This is a genomic window from Enterococcus ratti (assembly GCF_001886195.1).
In the GTDB taxonomy this organism is placed as follows: domain Bacteria; phylum Bacillota; class Bacilli; order Lactobacillales; family Enterococcaceae; genus Enterococcus_B; species Enterococcus_B ratti.
In genome coordinates, this window is the sequence record NZ_JXLB01000005.1 from 94,312 (window position 1) to 113,071 (window position 18,760).

Here is an 18,760-nt window from a genome sequence, read left to right on the forward strand (position 1 = left end):
TTTTTTACGTTAAAAACTTACAGAAGGTCAAAAAAAAGCAGACTACCCCTATCAGATAGTCTGCCAAACATTGATTGAACAATGGTTTGATTATTCCGCAGCGTTTGCGTCTTTGAGACCGTATTTTTTGTTGAAACGGTCCACGCGTCCATCTGCTTGTGTAAATTTTTGACGTCCAGTATAGAATGGATGTGAATCAGAAGTAACTTCGACACGGATGACTGGATATGTATTACCGTCTTCCCATTCAACTGTTTCTTGTGAAGTTTTTGTTGAACCTGACAAGAATTTAAAACCAGTTGTTGAATCCATAAACACTACTGGATGATAATCTGGATGGATATTTTCTTTCATGCTTTTTTCGCTCCTTTGCCCTGACCCATTTGCTGAATCAGAGTTGATTTTTCAATATACAACAGTAATATCTTAACATGTTTTCCGTACCGTTGCAATTATCTTTTTAAATTTCTTGCTTGATTTTTTTTATTGAATGAAACATCTTGAAATTCTTTAAAAAATTGTCGGTTATTTTTAGTTTTTCTTAAAAAGCGTATCAACTGTTCGGTATAATCTAAAGAATCGCCCATCATATGTTTTCGAAGTTTCCAAATTTCTTCTAATTGATCAGTAGTCATCAATAATTCTTCTTTTCGAGTACCAGATTTTTTAATATCAATTGCAGGAAAAATACGACGCTCCGCTAGTTCACGAGATAATTGTAGTTCAAGATTTCCCGTTCCTTTGAACTCTTCGTAAATCACATCATCCATTCGACTTCCTGTATCCACTAAAGCAGTCGCTAAAATTGTTAGACTACCACCTTCTTCAATATTTCTAGCAGCACCAAAAAATTTTTTAGGCTTATACAACGCAGCTGGATCAATTCCGCCGCTCAATGTACGACCGCTTGGCGGTACAACCAAGTTATAAGCTCTGGCTAATCGAGTAATACTATCCATCAAAATAACTACATCACGTTTATCTTCAACTAAACGCATTGCTCGTTCTAGAACTAATTCAGAAACTCGCGTATGGTTTTGCGGCTGCAAATCAAAAGTTGACGAAACCACATCGCCTTTAACACTACGCTCTAAATCAGTCACTTCTTCTGGACGCTCGTCAATTAAAAGTACAATTAGTTCAACTTCTGGATGATTTTCAGTAATTCCATTTGCTATTTCCTTCAATACAGATGTTTTTCCGGCTTTTGGAGGTGCCACGATTAATCCCCGCTGGCCAAAACCGACTGGAGAAAAAATATCGATCATTCTTGTTGATAATCTTTGAGATGCTGTTTCTAATCGAAGTTGTTCTTGTGGATAAAGAGGTGTCAACGCTGGAAAATGCGGACGTTCTTTTGCTTCTTCCGGATCCTTGCCATTCACACTTTCAACATGCATCAGCCCATAGTAACGTTCTGATTCTTTTGGAGGACGTGCTTTTCCTGCAACTTTGTCGCCATTTCTCAAACTAAATCGCCTAATTTGTGAAGCAGAGATATAGATATCTTCTACGCTAGGGCCATAGTTGATCGGACGTAAAAAACCGTAGCCATCTTGTCCGACAATGTCTAAAATTCCTTCCATGTAATAAAACCCTTGCTTTTCTGCTTGAGCACGAATCACCGCTAAAGACAATTCTTTTTTGTTCATTTTACTGTAATAAGGAATTTTAAATTCTTTAGCGTAGCTGTAAATTTCTTTTAACGTTTTATTTTCCAACTCTGCCATCGTTAAATAATCACTCATTCACTTTCCTCCACTATTTTAATTTCAGCACCTAATGCCGACAGTTTTTCAACAATATGATCATACCCACGTAAAATGTACTCCACGTTGTAAATCGTTGTCGTTCCTCTTGCAAGCAGTCCAGCAATCACTAAACATGCACCAGCTCTAAGATCAGAAGCCACAACTTCTGTTCCATGAAGTTCATTCGGTCCATTCATAATAATCAAATTTCCTTCAACCGAGATATCTGCCCCCATACGCACAAGTTCTGGTACATGCTTAATACGTTTTGCATAAATCGTATCAATAAGCTCAACAGTTCCTTGCGTCATTAGGAGCAACGGTGTCAGCGGCTGCTGCAAGTCTGTTGCAAATCCGGGATATGGATAAGTCATGACATTTACCGCTTTTAAATTGGTTGAAGGAAATACTTCAATTTCATCTTCTCTAATTGTCATATTCACGCCCATTTCTTGAAGCTTTGCAATAAAACTTTCTAAATGTTCGTAAATAACATTTTTAATTTTGATACCCTTTCCAATAGCTGCGGCAAGCGCAAGATAAGTTCCGGCTTCAATACGATCGGGGATGATAAAATGACGGCAACCATGAAGTTTTTCCACCCCTTCAATTCGAATAATGTCCGTCCCTGCACCACGGACTTTTGCTCCCATATTATTTAATAAAGTAGCTACATCAATAATTTCTGGTTCTCGTGCAGCATTTTCAATCACCGTCTGACCTTTTGCTTTTACCGCTGCCAGCATAATATTAATCGTTGCACCAACTGAAACGACATCCATAAAAATACGAGTTCCCTGTAATTTTTGAGCTTTTGTACGTAAATACATAGCCCCATGCTCATTCGTTACCGAAGCACCTAATGCTTCAAATCCTTTCACATGCAAATCAATCGGTCGCGGTCCTAAGTAACATCCACCGGGAAGCCCAACAACCGCCTCACCAAATTTTCCAAGCAAAGTTCCCATAAAATAATAAGAAGCTCGTAAACTATTGATTTTTCCACTCGGCATTGGAACTGAGACGATTCCCCGTGGATCAATTTCTAAGATATTTTGTGAAAAATGGACCTTCGCTCCCATAATTTTTAAAATTTCAATTAGTGAATGAACATCTTGTATATCAGGGACACCTTCTAAAATAACTGGAGAGTCTGCTAAAATAGCTGCTGGTATTAAAGCCACCGCACTATTTTTTGCTCCACTAATCGTCACCTCACCAGTCAATAGACGATCTCCTTCAATTACGATTTTTTTCATCGATTTCCACCTTGTTATCGTTCAAATTTATTGCATATGTTTGTATTTTATCATAGATGAAATAAAGAAACGAGTCTCCTTTTCTGTTTATTTATTATAAATATAAAGTAAAACTAGAACAATCTACAAACACTACAAAAAATAATTCCACTAACGAACAACTTTTAAAATATAAAAAAACCGCAAAACAGAATAAACTGTTTTGCGGAAGTCCTTGATCGGCAAAATTAAGCTTTATTTGCCGAACCAAACCAATCAATGTGTTCTTGTGCATCTTTAACAATTGCCGCTTTCCCCGGAGCTAACAATTTACGTGGGTCAAATCCTTTTCCTTCTTTATCCTTACCAGCTTCAATGTATTCACGCGTTGCTTTAGCAAACGATAATTGGAATTCAGTATTTACGTTTACTTTAGAAACACCCATTGAAATTGCTTTTTGAATTTGTTCTTGAGGAATACCTGATCCGCCATGTAAAACTAACGGCACATCTGAACCTACAGCTTCAGCAATTGCTTGTAAATGATCAAACGCCAAGCCTTTCCAGTTTTCTGGATATTGCCCATGAATGTTACCAATACCGCAAGCTAAGTAGTCAATTCCCGTAGCAACCATTTGCTTACATTCTTCAATATCTGCTAATTCTCCGTTACCGATGACTCCATCTTCTTCTCCACCGATTGAACCCACTTCACATTCAACAGAGATACCTTTAGCATGAGCTTTTTCTACCACTTCTTTTGCTAATTTCAAGTTTTCTTCAAATGGTAAGTGAGAACCATCAAACATCACGGAAGTGTAACCTACTTCAATACATTCCATTGCAGCATCATAGTCACCATGATCCAAATGAATAGCCACAGGAACAGTAATGTTCATTGATTCTACTAAATCACAAATAATATCTTTTGCAACTTTGTAGCCGCCCATATATTTAGCAGCACCCATTGACGTTTGAATAAGTACTGGCGCTTTTTTTGCTTCAGCTGCTTCAAGAATTGCTTGCGTCCATTCTAAATTATTTGTATTAAATCCACCGACCGCATACCCGCCTTTACGAGCAGCTTTTAAAAATTCAGCTCCTGATACTACTGGCATAATAAATTCCTCCTAAGTTTTGTCAAACTAAATTTGTTAAGACGATTCTTAACCAACGACCCTATTTTACCAAACATCTTCACAGTTTTCTACTAAAATCACTGAAAATGAAAATTTTCAAAATTTTTTTGTAAAAAATGAATTTAGCAAACACTAAATATATCCTTGCATCGCCATTTTTCTATAAATTAATAACCAACTTAATTCTAACTATTACTGGCACTTGCGTTTTTCCCTCAACGTTTTAGTCTTTTATTTTTCTTTCAGTCAAAGCAGCCCGAATAAACCCTTTAATTAATTGTTGAGGACGATTAGGTCTGGAAATCAATTCTGGATGGAATTGACAACCGACAAAAAATTTCTTTTCGGTTAATTCTACGATTTCTACTAAACGATTATCTGGAGATACTCCTGAAAACACTAGACCTTTTTCTTCAAACAATTGCCGATATTTATTGTTGAATTCATAGCGATGACGATGGCGTTCTTGAACCACATCTGCTCCATCATATGCTTCGGCTGTTTTGGTTCCTTTTTTGACTTTGCATGGATAAAGACCTAAACGCAACGTCCCTCCCAAGTTTTCAATGTTTTCTTGATCAGCCATCAAATCAATGATGTTATCGTCCGCATCTGGAATTGTTTCTGTCGATGCAGCATTTTTTAAACCAACAACATTTCGGGCAAATTCAACACAAGCCATTTGCATACCTAAGCAAATTCCTAAGAAAGGAACATCGTTTTCACGAGCATAGCGAATAGCTTCAATTTTCCCTTCAACTCCACGATCACCAAATCCACCGGGGACTAAAATCCCATCTGCCTCTTTTAAGCGTTCTTTCACATTTTCTTTTGTTAATTCATGGGCTTTAACCCAATCAAGTTCAATGTCTGCATCAAAAGCAAATCCAGAATGTTTTAATGCTTCCACCACGGAAATATAAGCATCTGGCAATTCAACATATTTTCCAACTAAAGCAATACGAACTTTTTTCTTTAAATTCAATACTTTTTCTTCTAGTTTTCGCCATTCTTCCATATTCGCTTCCTTTGTCTCTAACTTTAAATGTTCACAAACGATTCGATCCATTCCTTGTTTTTGTAGAAGCAACGGTATGGAATAAAGCGTATCAACATCCGGCGACTCAATCACAGCTTCTGGTTCTACATCACAAAATTGGGCTAATTTATTTTTCACATTTTGTGAAACTGGTTTTTCAGTACGCACAACTAAAATATTAGGTTGGATGCCTAACCCTCGCAATTCTTTCACACTGTGTTGAGTTGGCTTAGTTTTCATTTCTCCAGCTGCCTTTAAATAAGGAATAAGGGTCGTGTGAACATACATCACATTATCTGCCCCCACGTCTGCTTTCATCTGACGTAATGCTTCTAAGAACGGTAACGATTCGATATCGCCAACTGTTCCTCCTACTTCGGTAATAATAACATCTGAATCCGTCATTTTTGCCGCTCGCATGATTTTTTCTTTAATTTCATTGGTAATGTGAGGAATCACTTGAACCGTCGCGCCTAAATATTCGCCCTTACGTTCTTTTTTCAAAACTTCCGAATAAATTTTTCCTGTGGTTACATTGGAGTATTTGTTCAAATTAATGTCAATAAATCGTTCATAATGACCTAAATCTAAATCTGTTTCGGCACCATCATCCGTTACAAAAACTTCTCCATGCTGATAGGGACTCATTGTTCCAGGGTCTACGTTAATGTAGGGATCAAATTTTTGGATGGTTACTTTTAAGCCACGATTTTTCAATAAGCGACCTAAAGAAGCTGCAACAATTCCTTTTCCAATCGATGAAACAACGCCGCCAGTTACAAAAATATATTTTGTCATAAATTCAAAAACTCCTTCTTCATTTATCTGCAGGAAAAGCCTCAGAAAATAAACAAAGCTCCCTATTCGAATTCGAATAGGGAGCCAAAATTTCTGTAAACTTCTGACCCTTTAAAAGGGTGCCCAATAAGTATAGTACAAGCTAATTTAAAGAAAGTCAAGTGCTTAATTAAACACGATATCTTCTTTCACAGGAAAAAAGGTACAAAAAAATATCTTCTCTCAACACACTTACTTTAAATTTTTTTGATACTTTTTATTAAGCTACATGGAAAAACAAACCTTTCTTTATTTGAATAAAACATGCCGCATTTACTAATTACAAATGACATGAACGTTTGAGAAATTTTAGAACACACACCTTGACGTAAAACCAGAAACTAATATTTACGGTTCTCACTTTTGATAACCACTTTGTTTTTAATCCAAGCTCCTCTTTTTATGAAAAAACCGCAACTTTCAATGAAAACACACTTGAATTATTCTTTCTATTACCTTCGATAATCGCTAGAAAGACTATCTTTTTCTGCCTTTCTAGGGACATGTACAAATTTATTTTTTCTAATTTCATTGAACTTTAATGTAGTATCCTTTAATTCTCGAAGCTGTTTTTCATCTATTTCTGTTTGTTTAATTTGTCTTTGCTTCTTAAATTTATTCAATTTGTCATACAGCTGCTCCTTTTGTTGTGGCAATAAATCTGAAAATGCAAGCGGACGAGATAAAGGTTTCTCTGTTTCAAATTTCTGTATACTATCAGAAAGTAGCCTATGAAAAACGCCCTTACGTGAAGTTAAAGTACAAATCTCATCATCCATGCTAGGAGCAGTATCTATGGAAGAATACCGTAACAAATAGCTTTCAGCATAGTTAATCAATTCATACAATCTTTCTCGTATCACCTCAGGATGGTTAACCCTAACTTGAACAATCATTCTATCCTCACGCTCTTCAGGTGATAACGAATCAAAAGGAACTTCTGAAGTACGATCAGCATATGAACAAAAAACAAATGAATCCGAATCTGACACAAAACCCAAAGAATTTTCTGTAGCACGATCAACATTTGACAGTAAATCAAGTGAATTTTCTGTAGTACGATCAATATTTGGCAGTAAATCAAGTGAATTTTCTGTAGCATGTGCTTCAAACAGGCTTTCCTTAAAAATGAATGAATTGATTTTTTCTTCAAATTCCGCATCAGGTAAGGTAACAAGACCAAAAACAATTTTCCTTTGATTCTCATCAATAGAAAAGTTCTTAAGTTCTTCTTTTATTTCCTCATCAGATTTTTCAATAATGCTGCTTCCTGAAAACATATTATCTTGATCTCTTACTACTTTGCGGAACCATTTTATCAGTTCTAAACTCAGATCCACCTCAATTTTTTCATTCATTTCTCTCATCTCCTTATTCTTTTAATACACTTGTGCAAGTCATATACTTTTAAATATTTACGACCCGTTTCATCTAAATCAAGTTGTTTTACTATGTAATTGATTTCTTCTGAAAAAACATTAGCAAAAAACAAAATCTTTAAAACTGTTAGATAATCCTTGATTTCTTGATAAAAAAACTAGACCCTCTCATCTTACATAAAGTTTTTTCATTTTCTTTCCTTGATTATGCATAATACAATATTTGCCAACCAAGTATGCACCTCTTTTTCCTCAAAAAATAAATAATCGAAATTTTTATCAATGCATGTAACTTCCGTTATTTTTTTAAAGAAACAATATAATCTAAAGTTCATTACATATTTTTAAAAAAAAAAATTATATATTAAAATTTTTAGAAAAATATTAGTCCTAAAACTATTGTATAATTTTTTTAGAGAGTGATTTTATTACACAATCCAACCAGTTATTTGTGATTCAGAATAACTTAACATCATCCGTTTCTCATTCTCTTACTCCTGAAGTTCATCCTTCGGGAGTTTTTTACTTTTTTTATTTTACGCTACCCTTTATTTATTACTAAAAAAAACAACAAGCCAAAATTTTACGAAAAAACGAGTTTTTTTATTGAGAAACAGTTGAGAGAACATGAGTACTCATCCGTCTCTTTTTCCTCATTTTTTGAAAATTTTGGCTTATTATACTCTACTTCAACAGCAAATTTTGTATATACGCATATTTAAATCTTTTCTTATTTACCGATAAAGCTATTACAATACTAATATTACGCAATTAGTACAATTCCAAGTATTGTTCCCTTTCCCATTCAGAAACAGTTTGTCTAAAAGCCGCCCACTCCAAACGTTTTGCTTCGACAAAATTAGAAAAGATGTGTTGGCCTAACGCATCAATCATTACTTTGTCTTTTCTTAATTCTTTGATCGCATTATGAATGGTTGAGGGCAAATCTTGAATATGCGCTTCTTCTCGTTCTTCTTCATTCATCACATAAATATTACGATCAACAGCAGCCGGTGGAACCACTTCGTTACGAATACCATCTAATCCCGCTTGCAATAAGACCGCCATCGCTAAATAGGGGTTAGCAGACGGGTCAACTGAACGTAACTCTAAACGAGTAGACAATCCTCGCGATTCCGGAACACGCACTAACGGTGAACGGTTCCGCCCACTCCAAGCAACATATACAGGCGCTTCATACCCCGGAACCAATCGCTTATATGAATTGACTGTCGGATTACAAACAGCAGTATACGCGCGAGCATGTTTGAGTAATCCACCCAAGAAGTAGTAGGCAGTCTGACTAAGTTCTAACTCGCCCTCTTTATCGTAAAAAACATTTCCTTCTTTATTGAATAAAGACATATTGCAATGCATTCCTGAACCATTGATTCCAAATAACGGTTTAGGCATAAAAGTTGCGTGCAGCCCATGCTTGCGAGCAATGGTTTTCACAACCAGTTTAAAAGTTTGAATATTATCACAAGCATCCACCACATCTGCATATTTAAAATCGATTTCATGTTGCCCCGGTGCCACTTCATGATGAGAAGCCTCTACTTCAAATCCTAAACTTTCCAATTCTAGTACAATATCGCGTCGACAATTCTCTCCTAAATCAGTAGGCGCAAAATCAAAATAACCGCCTTTATCATTTAAGTTGGTAGTAATACCCCCATCTTCATCTAATTTAAATAAGAAAAATTCTGGTTCCGGGCCTAAATTGAAAGAAGTAAAACCAAGGCTGCGCATATCTTTTAACGCACGTTTTAAGTTTCCACGAGGATCACCAGCAAATGGTGTGCCATCTGGATTATAAATATCACAAATCAAACGTGCAACTTTTCCATGATCACTTTCCCATGGAAAGATCATCCACGTCGAAAGGTCGGGATATAAATACATATCACTTTCTTCAATACGTACAAATCCTTCGATTGAAGAACCATCAAACATCATTTTATTTTCAAGTACTTTATCAATTTGACTAACAGGCACTTCTACATTTTTAATGGTTCCTAAGATATCTGTAAACATCAATCTTAAAAAGCGTACGTTTTCTTCTTCAATGATTTGTTTGATCTCTTCACCTGTCATCTTTTTCTTCACCATGGTATCCCTCTTTCTTTTTTATCATTCAGTCAGTCAAAAAATTGCCTTTGCATTCCTTGAGACTGATAATGCCCTATTTTATTTAAACCACCTTGTGCTAAAATTTCATCCCGAAAAATTTGTCGAACGTCTTGATCCGTTAGCGGTTTTTTGCTTTTTTCTTCCTGTTTTTTTGCTTGAGCCATTTCATAAACCTTTTTGATACCAGCCATATTTAACCCATCCGAAAGATAATCTTTGATTTCTAATAATAAATCAATGTCGTTTAATGAATACATTCGCCGATTGCCTTCACTTCTTTCAGGATGAACAAAATCTTGCTCTTCATAGTAACGAATCTGTCGAGCCGATAAATCGGTTAGTTTCATCACTGTACCAATTGGAAATACAGACATCGAACGGCGTAATTCTTTTTCTCCCATCAAACGTCTCCTTTCGATTAATAAGTTGGGTAAAGTATACCAATCAACAAAATCCTTGTCAACTGTATATGTTAGGTTTTGTAACATAGATTTTTTTATAAAAAAATCTTGAACATTTCTCACCTGAATGTTCAAGAAAAACTTGTTTTCTCTTTAAAAAGAATTATTTTTTTATCCATCTCGATTTTTTTTTAGCAAATCCCTTTACTTCATAACTATTTTTTTCTTCCACAAAATGTTTCTCTAAAACAAGTGTTTGTCTGCACAACGCACTTAATCTTTGTCCATCATCGCTTGCAATTAAAAGGGTATATGGTTCCATCAATTCCATCAATTGCCGTTTAATCGCTTCCACTAACTTTTCTTTTCCCTCTTTGTTTTTTGCAGAAATTAGCACATGAGGAAACAGTGAGGGAATAAATAGTGCCGGATCAATTTGATCGGCTTTATTATACACAGTCAGTATAGGCTTGTCACTCATTTTTAATTCTTTCATTAACTGCAAAACAGTATGTTCCTGTAAAATGCGATCGGGTGAGCTCACATCCACTACATGTAACAGCAAATCCATGACTTGACTTTCTTCTAATGTCGAATGAAATGCGTCGATTAATTGCGTCGGCAGTTCTTGAATGAATCCCACTGTATCTGTTACTGTGATTTCAAACCCTTCTGCCAGACACCATTTTTTTGTTAAAGGATCAAGGGTAGCAAATAACTGATTTTTTGCGTACATATCTGCTTGAGTCAATAAATTAAGAATCGTTGATTTACCAGCATTTGTATAGCCGATTAAGCCAATTTGAAAAATCTCACTTGTCTGTCTTTTTTGTCGGTTCCTTACTCGATGAGCTGCTACAGCCTTTAACTCTCGCTTTACGCCTACAATTTTATCATGGATATGCCTGCGGTCCGTTTCCAGTTTTGTTTCTCCGGGTCCTCTTGTTCCAATCCCCCCACCTAATCTTGACAATGATTTTCCTTGACCAGCTAAACGCGGTAAAAGATATTCTAACTGTGCTAGTTCTACTTGTAATTTTCCTTCTTTCGAGCGCGCGCTCATAGCAAAAATATCTAAAATCAATTGTACTCGATCAATGGTAGGAATCCCCACCGCTTCTGATACAAGTTGACTTTGTCTAGGCGTCATTTCATGATTAAAGATAATTAAATCGGCTTCGTAGGCCTCTGCTTGCAGGACTAGCTCTTGCAGTTTTCCTTTTCCAATAATTGTTTGACGATCCATTTGTGGTCTTTTTTGTGTCAATGTATAGACGATTTCACCAGAAGCTGTACTTGCTAATTTTCTTAGTTCTATCATTGATTCTTTGAAATATCGTTGATTTTTTTCCGTTTCTACACCAACAAGAATTACTTTTTCTTTTTTATTTGTCATTTTCCTCCTCCAACCATCGCTTGATCATTCGATCAATTTGTACTATGTTGCTAGAATCATTCAATAAATCCACCCATTGCGCCTCAAAACGGTTACTAAACCACGTCAGCTGTCGCTTTGCATAGCGTCTTGAGTTTAATTTAAGCTTTTTTATAGCTGTTTCTAAAGATTCTTCTTCTTTAAAATATGGAAAAAATTCTTTATAGCCGATTCCTTGACTTGCTTGTACCCCATCAAGCCCATAAACAAAATGTGCTTCTTCAAGCAATCCTTCTTCAAGCATCTTATCTACTCTTTGATTGATACGTTGATACAATATCGCTCGGTCTGTATTAAGTCCAATCATGCAATAATCATAAAGCCGTGATGGTATTTCTTTTGGGGAAACAATACTATAACCGGTTGCTTCAATGACCTCTAATGCACGAATTACTTTCCGCTGGTTGTTCCAATGAATTTTTTCAGCAGCAAGTGGGTCTTTATCTTTTAAATACACCCAAAGCTGTTTTTTACTAACTTTTTCAGCCAATTCTTCATATTTTTTACGAATATTCGTATTTGCCTCTTCTTTTTTCCCTAATTGATAATCGTAAAGCAAGGTTTGAATATAAAGACCCGTTCCTCCCACAACAATTGGTAGACGTCCCCGTTTTCTGATCTCAGTAATCAATTTTCTACCAGCTTTTTGAAAATCTGCTGCCGAATAGTTTTGGTCAGGATCGATGATGTCAATCAAATGATGCGGCACCCCTCTCATTTCAGATGGTTTTATCTTAGCTGTCCCTATATCCAATTTTTTATAAACTTGTAATGAATCACCACTTATTATTTCTCCGTGGAGTTTACTGGCCAATTCCACACTAAGAGCAGTTTTTCCTACTGCAGTGGGGCCAACAATCACTAGTACTTTTTCCATTGCTCTCCTACTTTTTTATTGTTTATTTTAGCCGCTTATTTTTTTAAATAAATCATTTTATACGATTGACCGTCATTTTTTACTTAAAATATGAAGCATTGCAGTTTGTCCTAAACCGACTAATCTTTGAACCGCTTTTTCATTCATCCGCATGTCAGTTCTTTCAATTGTAACATAAAAAAAGATGGTACTATTACGTGTTAATTCCAGTGTAAATCAATTTCTCTTAATTTTAATAGCGAAAGTTTCCAAAAATCTTTTGATGAAACATTCAAAAAACAGTGTATGCTAAATGCCCCAGCCTGTCTTTATTCAGAAATTTGGTATCGCTCATATAAAAAACTTTGTAAATTCAGTGAAATGTTTACAGAGCTTTTTATTTTAACTTTTATAAGCTTTTGTCTATTCAAAAAATCATCTCCAAACATCATCTTTTGAAAAAAAGCCAATAGGTTGTTGTGCAGCATTTTTTAATTGAGCTTTTTTTTCATTGATCATTTCTGTCAGATGATCCGCAAAGTTTTCTAAAATCACTCGGCCGCCTTTATACGCATAGCCGCCTATTTTCATCGTTTCATCGGGAGAAAGCACGATTTTTCGATGAGCGATATTTTTAAACAGCTCTTCTAAAATATAATTAGGAAGATAAAAATTATTTTGAGCCGAAAAAGATTGCAAATAAGCAAAATCATCAATTGTGATATAGCAATCATCAAATGCATCAAAACTCACATATTCTTCTAGTAACGTGGCTCTTTTTTGTAAGATTTCATTGATTTTTTTATTCAGTTGATTTAAGGTTTCAATCTCTTTGACTTTTAACTCTAACTCTCGTCTTCGCTGTTCTTTATTTTCAAGATAGCGCATTTGAACAGCCATCCCCACATACACTAAGATAGCACCCAATAAAACGCCAATAAAGCCTACAATGCCAACTATCAATTAGCTTTCCTCCTTACGATTTTTTTCTATTTCATCATAACATAAAGAAGCCTAAACAGACTATTTTATAAAAGTTTTTTATTTGACCTTTATTGACCAATAATGTATACTACTTTTTAGGCAGAAGAAATGAATTTATGTTACACTATTTCTAAAGAAATGAAGGAGGAACTTTATTATGAATTTAATTCCTACAGTTATTGAACAATCCTCTCGTGGTGAAAGAGCTTACGATATTTATTCACGCTTATTAAAAGACCGTATCATTATGCTAAGCGGACAAGTAACGGACGATCTTGCTAATTCTATTATCGCTCAATTGCTTTTCTTAGATGCACAAGATTCTGAAAAAGATATTTATCTTTATATTAATTCTCCCGGTGGTTCTGTCACAGCCGGTATGGCTATCTATGACACCATGAACTTTGTTAAAGCAGATGTTCAAACGATCGTCATGGGGATGGCTGCTTCTATGGGTAGCTTCTTACTAACAGCTGGAACAAAAGGAAAACGATTTGCTTTACCTAATGCTGAAATCATGATCCATCAACCTCTTGGTGGTGCGCAAGGTCAAGCTACAGAAATCGAAATTGCCGCACGTCACATCTTACAAACACGTGAACGACTAAATAAAATATTAGCCGAACGTACGGGACAACCACTGGAAGTGATTGAAAAAGATACAGATCGTGACAACTATATGACGGCTGAACAAGCAAAAGCATATGGATTGATTGATGAGGTAATGGAAAACAGCACCTCTTTAAACTAGCCGAACAAAACAAGACAATGAATCTCTTTAATAAGCGGTTCATTGTCTTATTTGTTTTCAAGAAAGCCTTTTTTACTAATGGTTCCTACCTAGCTTCATCTACTTCAATTATTTTTTATTGTCATTCACCAACTAAAATTTTTCTTCAATGTACTGCTGTCCAAGCTCTACATAATGTTGAACATTTTGATGATTTTTCTCAATTTCTGTTTTGGTTAAAGGTCGAATAACTTTTACCGGTCTACCAAAAGCCAAGACGTTCGGTGGAATAATCTTTCCTTCGGTTACAAGTGAACCTGCGCCAATCAAACTATTTTCTCCAATAACTGCATGATTTAAAATCGTTGAACCCATGCCAATCAACGCACCTTTTTCAATTTTACATCCATGAAGCAGACATTGATGCCCTACTGTTACATTTTCAGCAATTTCTACCGGTGCATCATGATCAACATGAACAATCGTCCCATCTTGGATATTTGTTCTTGCACCAATTTTAATAGAATTACTATCTCCACGAATAACGGCTTGATACCAAATTGTCACTTCTTCTGCCAATTCGACATCTCCAATGACCGTTGCATTAGGCGCAATAAATTTTTGACTCATTCGATGTCCCTCCTTTATTTCTTTTGAATCTTATTATAGCAGACTATCATTTTATTCTTCAAAAAAGTCAAAAGAAAACACTGGAACGTTTTATGTATGTGCGTTCTCCTCATGCAAGCAACAAGGAGAGGATCAACAAGTTAAATTTATTTTCTTCATCTAAAACTTAACCGCTTACTTTAAAAATATTAATTGAACCAATATATCGCTTTACAGTTTCCCAAATTGATTAAAAAGGCTCAAGTCGCCTTAAATAGCAACCAAAGATGAATAAAATCATTACTTTCCAGATCGATTCGGTCACTTTTTTAAAAGGTCTGCTTCTATGATTTACTTATTTAAAAATGCCCATAACAGCTAAAAAGTCTCCTTAAGTTAGACGAAAAATTCTAGCTTAAGGAGACTCAAGGCAATGAGATATAGTGTTATCTTTATAGTACTATTATTTTCTAATGCACCCCGCCTTCTATTTTTACATCGCTTAACATCATATCCTTCTTCTCGTTTCTCTAATGTTTGTTCGAGAAAATGAATGACTAGCTCACTCAACTGGAGAAATCATTAATCAGTTAAACAAATGAAATTGAACTGCTTCATTTGAAAACTACAAGAACCAATTACTCCTCGATAGTTTCCTCCGCAAACTGACTGTTGTAGAGTTTTTCATAGAAACCACCTTGGGCTAATAACTCTTCGTGTGTTCCCTTTTCGATAATTTGTCCTTGATCCATCACTAAAATAAGGTCTGCTTCACGGATTGTTGACAAACGATGCGCAATAACAAAACTAGTCCGACCTTCCATCACTCGATCCATTGCTTTTTGGATCAGGGCTTCTAAGCGAGTATCCACTGAACTAGTGGCTTCGTCAAGTATCAAGATTTTAGGATCAGAAACAACCGCTCGGGCAATCGTAAGCAATTGCTTTTGTCCCAGTGATATATTGTCCCCTTCCGAATTGATTGCCATTTCGTAACCGTCGGGCATCGTTCGAATAAAGTGATCAACATTGGCTGTTTTAGCTGCATCTACGACTTCATAATCCGTCGCATTCAATTTACCGAAACGAATATTATCAGCAATTGTTCCTTCATACAACCAAGCATCTTGCAATACCATGCCAAACAATGAACGAACATCGCTACGACTTAATGTTTTAGTATCAATACCATCAATTTTTATGGCACCGTGACTTACATCATAAAAGCGCATCAATAAATTGATGAGCGTCGTTTTTCCTGCCCCAGTAGGACCGACTACTGCTACAGTTTGCCCAGCTTTCACTTCAAAATTCAAATCTTGAATCAAAGGCTTTTTAGGATCATAAGCAAAATCAACATGCTCGAAAGAAACGTTTCCTGAAATTGATTTTGGCAAAACAGCGTCTACCTTGTTTTCTTTTTCTTCTGGTTCATCCAAAATTTCAAATACTCGTCTTGTAGCAGCAGAAGCGCTTTGCAATACAGAAGACAATTGTGTGATGTTTCCCATTGGTTGGCTAATTTGCCAGATATATTGGATAAATGCTTGCAACTGGCCGACAACGATTACACCTGAAATGACATAAAAACTTCCTAAAACGGCCATACCAATATAAGTAGCATAAGCAGTCAATTGAACCAATGGCATCATCAAACCTGAAATAAAGGCAGCTCTAAAACCAAAATATTTCAAACGATGATTCACTTTTTTAAAACCTTCAAGTGTTTGCTGTTCACGACCGTAAACCTTTAAAACGCTAAATCCAGTCATGTTTTCTTGAACATAGCCATTTAAATCACCCAATGAATTTTGCATTTCTTGGAAATGTTTTTGTGAAGCATTAACTATGCATTTGGAAATCCAGATAGAAGCAGGAATCATAATCATTGAAATGAGTGCCATCATCGGTTGAATGTAAAACATCATTGCAGCTGCCATCGTAATTCCTAAAATAGCATTGACTACACCGATAAAGGCTTGCTGCAACGCCCCGCTAACAGCATCCACATCATTAGTTACCCGAGATAAAATATTTCCTTGTTGATTTTTATCAAAGTAAGAGACCGGTAAACGATTGATTTTTTCTTCAATGTCTCTTCTCAAATCCTGCATGGCACTTTGAACAACGTTTGTCATTAATACACCTGAAAGTAATTGTGAAGCACAATAACCGATTCCAATAACGGTAATCCAAATCAAACAATTAAAAATATACGTGAAATTAATCGCTTCATGGTTTGCAATATTCCGAGTAATTTCTGTTGTAGGCAAGCCTACCACATAAGGTAAAGCGGCGTTGAATACAACTGTCAAAACAGTAAACAACATAACCAATAAAAAGGTTAATTGATAAGGTTTGATGTAGCGTGCAACTCTTTTTAAAGAAGAAAAGGTTTGTTTCATGCTAATTCCTCCTTCGATAATTGAGAAGCTGCGATATCATAATAAATGGAACAGTTTTCTAGTAATTCTCGATGGGTACCAATTCCCACTACTTTTCCTTCATTTAAAACAATAATTTTATCTGCATGCATAATAGTTCCTACGCGTTGTGCAACGATAAGTACAGTTGACTCTTTGGTTTCTTTCTTTAACCGTGCACGAAGCTTCGCATCTGTTTGATAATCAAGAGCTGAGAAACTATCATCAAAAATATAAATTTCTGGTCGGCGAATAACTGCACGAGCAATTGCTAAACGTTGTTTTTGTCCACCTGAAAAATTTGTACCGCCTTCTGAAAGAAGCTCGTTATAGCCGTCTGTTTTTTTTGAGATAAAATCTGCAGCTTGAGCAATTTCTGCTGCACGTTCCATTTCCTCTTGTGTAGCATCTTCTTTACCGTATCTTAAATTATCTGCAATCGTTCCAGTAAATAACAAAGCTTTTTGAGGAATAAAGCCAATTTTATCTCTTAATTTGCTTAAACGATACTTACGTACGTCCACACCATCAATTAAAATTTCTCCTTCACTTACATCGTAAAATCGCGGAATTAATTGAATCAACGTGGACTTTCCACTACCAGTACTTCCAATAAATGCAACCGTTTCGCCCGGCGAAGCAGTAAAACTGACATTACGAATGACTGGTTCTTGAGAATGACCTGGATAAGCAAATGTTACATTTTTAAATTCAATATAACCTTTTGTTTTTGTTTCAGACACCCCATTTGGATCTTCTTTGATGCTTGGCAAAGCATCTAATGCTTCTTGAATGCGTCCAGCTGAAACAGCTGCGCGTGGATACATCATGAAAACACTCGCAAACAACATAAATGAAAATAAAGCATGAAAAATATATTCAATAAAAGCAATCAAATCCCCAACTTGTAAAGAGCCTGCACTAATTTGGAGCGCTCCGCTCCATATGATTAATACCATGACGATATTAAATAAAAAATAAAACCCCGGTTGAGCTACAGCCATCAAGCGAAATAAGCTTTTTGAGCTTTTTGCATAGCTATCATTTACTTTTGCAAACCGTTTTTCCTCAAACCTTTCATTTACAAAAGCTCTGATTACACGCAGCCCAGAAAGATTTTCTCGTAAAATACTATTAATTTTATCCAAATTTTTCTGTTGTTTTTTTGATAAAGGTTCAGAAAATCTTGCAATTGCCACAACTGCTAGTAATAAAAATGGTAAGGCTCCAATGACGTACCAACTTAATAAAACACTGGTTCTCATTACCATATAAAGGCTAACGATAAACATCATAGGTGCCATAAAACCGATTCTCAAAATATTTTGTAAAAACAGCATAATTTGATAAGCGTCATTGGTGGTGCGAGTAATCAAAGAAGCTACGCCTAATGTTTCATATTCTTGGTGAGAATAGCTCTGAATTTTTTTAAATAAATCATCACGAATATCGGCAACAATATTCGTCGTGATCCTAGCCCCAAAATACCCTAATAGTATATTCATAATGATTCCAATTACTGTGATTGCAATCATCAACATTCCTTGTTGCTTCACATAATTAGCATCCTCGTTACGAATCCCCACATCAATCATTTGAGCTAAAATGGTGGGCAAGCCCAACTCAATTAAAATAAAACCAAATACGCAGATAAAATTTAAAATCAAATACTTTTTGTAGCGCATGGTATAGTGCCACATTAACTTCACTTTCTCATCTCCTTTTAATTAAAATGAATTCAACTATTACTAAAAATAATAGCATACTCCTATATGATATAGAATACTTCTCTCATCAAAATTTTTT

General features: G+C 35.6%; 15 protein-coding genes. 1 reads left to right on the forward strand and 14 read right to left on the reverse strand.

The window, feature by feature from the left end:
• Nucleotides 1-90: 90 nt before the first annotated feature.
• The 11 genes from RV14_RS03570 to RV14_RS03620 all read right to left on the reverse strand — a co-directional run bounded on the left by RV14_RS03570 (nt 91) and on the right by RV14_RS03620 (nt 13,171).
• Nucleotides 91-354, reverse strand: a complete 264-nt coding sequence (locus RV14_RS03570) for a type B 50S ribosomal protein L31 (RefSeq protein WP_002290330.1) — start codon at nt 352-354, stop codon at nt 91-93.
• A 98-nt stretch (nt 355-452) separates the two neighbouring features.
• Nucleotides 453-1,748: a transcription termination factor Rho gene (gene rho / locus RV14_RS03575; protein ID WP_071854937.1), complete on the reverse strand. Its 1,296-nt coding sequence runs from the start codon at nt 1,746-1,748 to the stop codon at nt 453-455.
• Complete coding sequence (locus RV14_RS03580) at nt 1,745-3,010, reverse strand: UDP-N-acetylglucosamine 1-carboxyvinyltransferase (protein ID WP_071854938.1); 1,266 nt, start codon at nt 3,008-3,010, stop codon at nt 1,745-1,747. The genes rho and RV14_RS03580 overlap by 4 nt, the downstream gene beginning before the upstream one ends.
• 227 nt (nt 3,011-3,237) lie before the next feature.
• Nucleotides 3,238-4,107, reverse strand: a complete 870-nt coding sequence (locus RV14_RS03585) for a class II fructose-bisphosphate aldolase (RefSeq protein WP_071854939.1) — start codon at nt 4,105-4,107, stop codon at nt 3,238-3,240.
• Between the two features lie 244 nt (nt 4,108-4,351).
• Nucleotides 4,352-5,965 (reverse strand): CTP synthase, encoded by a 1,614-nt coding sequence (locus RV14_RS03590; RefSeq protein ID WP_071854940.1) that lies wholly within the window; start codon nt 5,963-5,965, stop codon nt 4,352-4,354.
• Between the two features lie 491 nt (nt 5,966-6,456).
• The gene (locus RV14_RS03595) at nt 6,457-7,362 is read right to left on the reverse strand and encodes a hypothetical protein (RefSeq protein ID WP_071854941.1); all 906 of its coding nucleotides are present in this window, start codon (nt 7,360-7,362) and stop codon (nt 6,457-6,459) included.
• A 792-nt stretch (nt 7,363-8,154) separates the two neighbouring features.
• On the reverse strand, nt 8,155-9,495 hold the full coding sequence (gene glnA, locus RV14_RS03600; RefSeq protein ID WP_071854942.1) for a type I glutamate--ammonia ligase: 1,341 nt from the start codon (nt 9,493-9,495) through the stop codon (nt 8,155-8,157).
• Between the two features lie 29 nt (nt 9,496-9,524).
• A complete protein-coding gene (locus RV14_RS03605) occupies nt 9,525-9,917 on the reverse strand; it encodes a MerR family transcriptional regulator (RefSeq protein WP_071854943.1) in 393 nt (130 codons plus the stop codon).
• A gap of 163 nt (nt 9,918-10,080) precedes the next feature.
• The gene (gene hflX / locus RV14_RS03610) at nt 10,081-11,313 is read right to left on the reverse strand and encodes a GTPase HflX (protein WP_071854944.1); all 1,233 of its coding nucleotides are present in this window, start codon (nt 11,311-11,313) and stop codon (nt 10,081-10,083) included.
• Nucleotides 11,303-12,229, reverse strand: coding sequence for a tRNA (adenosine(37)-N6)-dimethylallyltransferase MiaA (gene miaA, locus RV14_RS03615; protein WP_071854945.1), 927 nt, complete (start codon nt 12,227-12,229; stop codon nt 11,303-11,305). Before miaA ends, hflX begins: the two co-directional genes overlap by 11 nt.
• Before the next feature lie 414 nt (nt 12,230-12,643).
• Entirely contained in the window at nt 12,644-13,171 is a 528-nt protein-coding gene (locus tag RV14_RS03620; protein ID WP_071854946.1) for a hypothetical protein, read from the reverse strand.
• Nucleotides 13,172-13,349: 178 nt separating this feature from the next.
• On the opposite strand from RV14_RS03620, the gene clpP reads away from it, so the two are divergent.
• A complete protein-coding gene (clpP, locus tag RV14_RS03625) occupies nt 13,350-13,943 on the forward strand; it encodes an ATP-dependent Clp endopeptidase proteolytic subunit ClpP (protein WP_071854947.1) in 594 nt (197 codons plus the stop codon).
• A 132-nt stretch (nt 13,944-14,075) separates the two neighbouring features.
• Here the strand turns inward: clpP and RV14_RS03630 are convergent, their stop codons facing one another.
• The 3 genes from RV14_RS03630 to efrA form a co-directional block, all read right to left on the reverse strand.
• Complete coding sequence (locus RV14_RS03630; RefSeq protein WP_071854948.1) at nt 14,076-14,552, reverse strand: gamma carbonic anhydrase family protein; 477 nt, start codon at nt 14,550-14,552, stop codon at nt 14,076-14,078.
• A 617-nt stretch (nt 14,553-15,169) separates the two neighbouring features.
• Nucleotides 15,170-16,936 (reverse strand): multidrug efflux ABC transporter subunit EfrB, encoded by a 1,767-nt coding sequence (efrB, locus tag RV14_RS03635; protein WP_071854949.1) that lies wholly within the window; start codon nt 16,934-16,936, stop codon nt 15,170-15,172.
• Nucleotides 16,933-18,663, reverse strand: coding sequence for a multidrug efflux ABC transporter subunit EfrA (gene efrA, locus RV14_RS03640; protein ID WP_071854950.1), 1,731 nt, complete (start codon nt 18,661-18,663; stop codon nt 16,933-16,935). The genes efrB and efrA overlap by 4 nt, the downstream gene beginning before the upstream one ends.
• Between the last annotated feature and the right edge of the window lie 97 nt (nt 18,664-18,760).

Bases quoted from the DNA above. Each gene is read 5' to 3' on its own strand.
- RV14_RS03570 (WP_002290330.1), bottom strand. From the start codon at position 354: ATGAAAGAAAATATCCATCCAGATTATCATCCAGTAGTGTTTATGGAT.
- rho (WP_071854937.1), bottom strand. From the start codon at position 1,748: ATGAGTGATTATTTAACGATGGCAGAGTTGGAAAATAAAACGTTAAAA.
- RV14_RS03580 (WP_071854938.1), bottom strand. From the start codon at position 3,010: ATGAAAAAAATCGTAATTGAAGGAGATCGTCTATTGACTGGTGAGGTG.
- RV14_RS03585 (WP_071854939.1), bottom strand. From the start codon at position 4,107: ATGCCAGTAGTATCAGGAGCTGAATTTTTAAAAGCTGCTCGTAAAGGC.
- RV14_RS03590 (WP_071854940.1), bottom strand. From the start codon at position 5,965: ATGACAAAATATATTTTTGTAACTGGCGGCGTTGTTTCATCGATTGGA.
- RV14_RS03595 (WP_071854941.1), bottom strand. From the start codon at position 7,362: ATGAATGAAAAAATTGAGGTGGATCTGAGTTTAGAACTGATAAAATGG.
- glnA (WP_071854942.1), bottom strand. From the start codon at position 9,495: ATGGTGAAGAAAAAGATGACAGGTGAAGAGATCAAACAAATCATTGAA.
- RV14_RS03605 (WP_071854943.1), bottom strand. From the start codon at position 9,917: ATGGGAGAAAAAGAATTACGCCGTTCGATGTCTGTATTTCCAATTGGT.
- hflX (WP_071854944.1), bottom strand. From the start codon at position 11,313: ATGACAAATAAAAAAGAAAAAGTAATTCTTGTTGGTGTAGAAACGGAA.
- miaA (WP_071854945.1), bottom strand. From the start codon at position 12,229: ATGGAAAAAGTACTAGTGATTGTTGGCCCCACTGCAGTAGGAAAAACT.
- clpP (WP_071854947.1), top strand. From the start codon at position 13,350: ATGAATTTAATTCCTACAGTTATTGAACAATCCTCTCGTGGTGAAAGA.
- RV14_RS03630 (WP_071854948.1), bottom strand. From the start codon at position 14,552: ATGAGTCAAAAATTTATTGCGCCTAATGCAACGGTCATTGGAGATGTC.
- efrB (WP_071854949.1), bottom strand. From the start codon at position 16,936: ATGAAACAAACCTTTTCTTCTTTAAAAAGAGTTGCACGCTACATCAAA.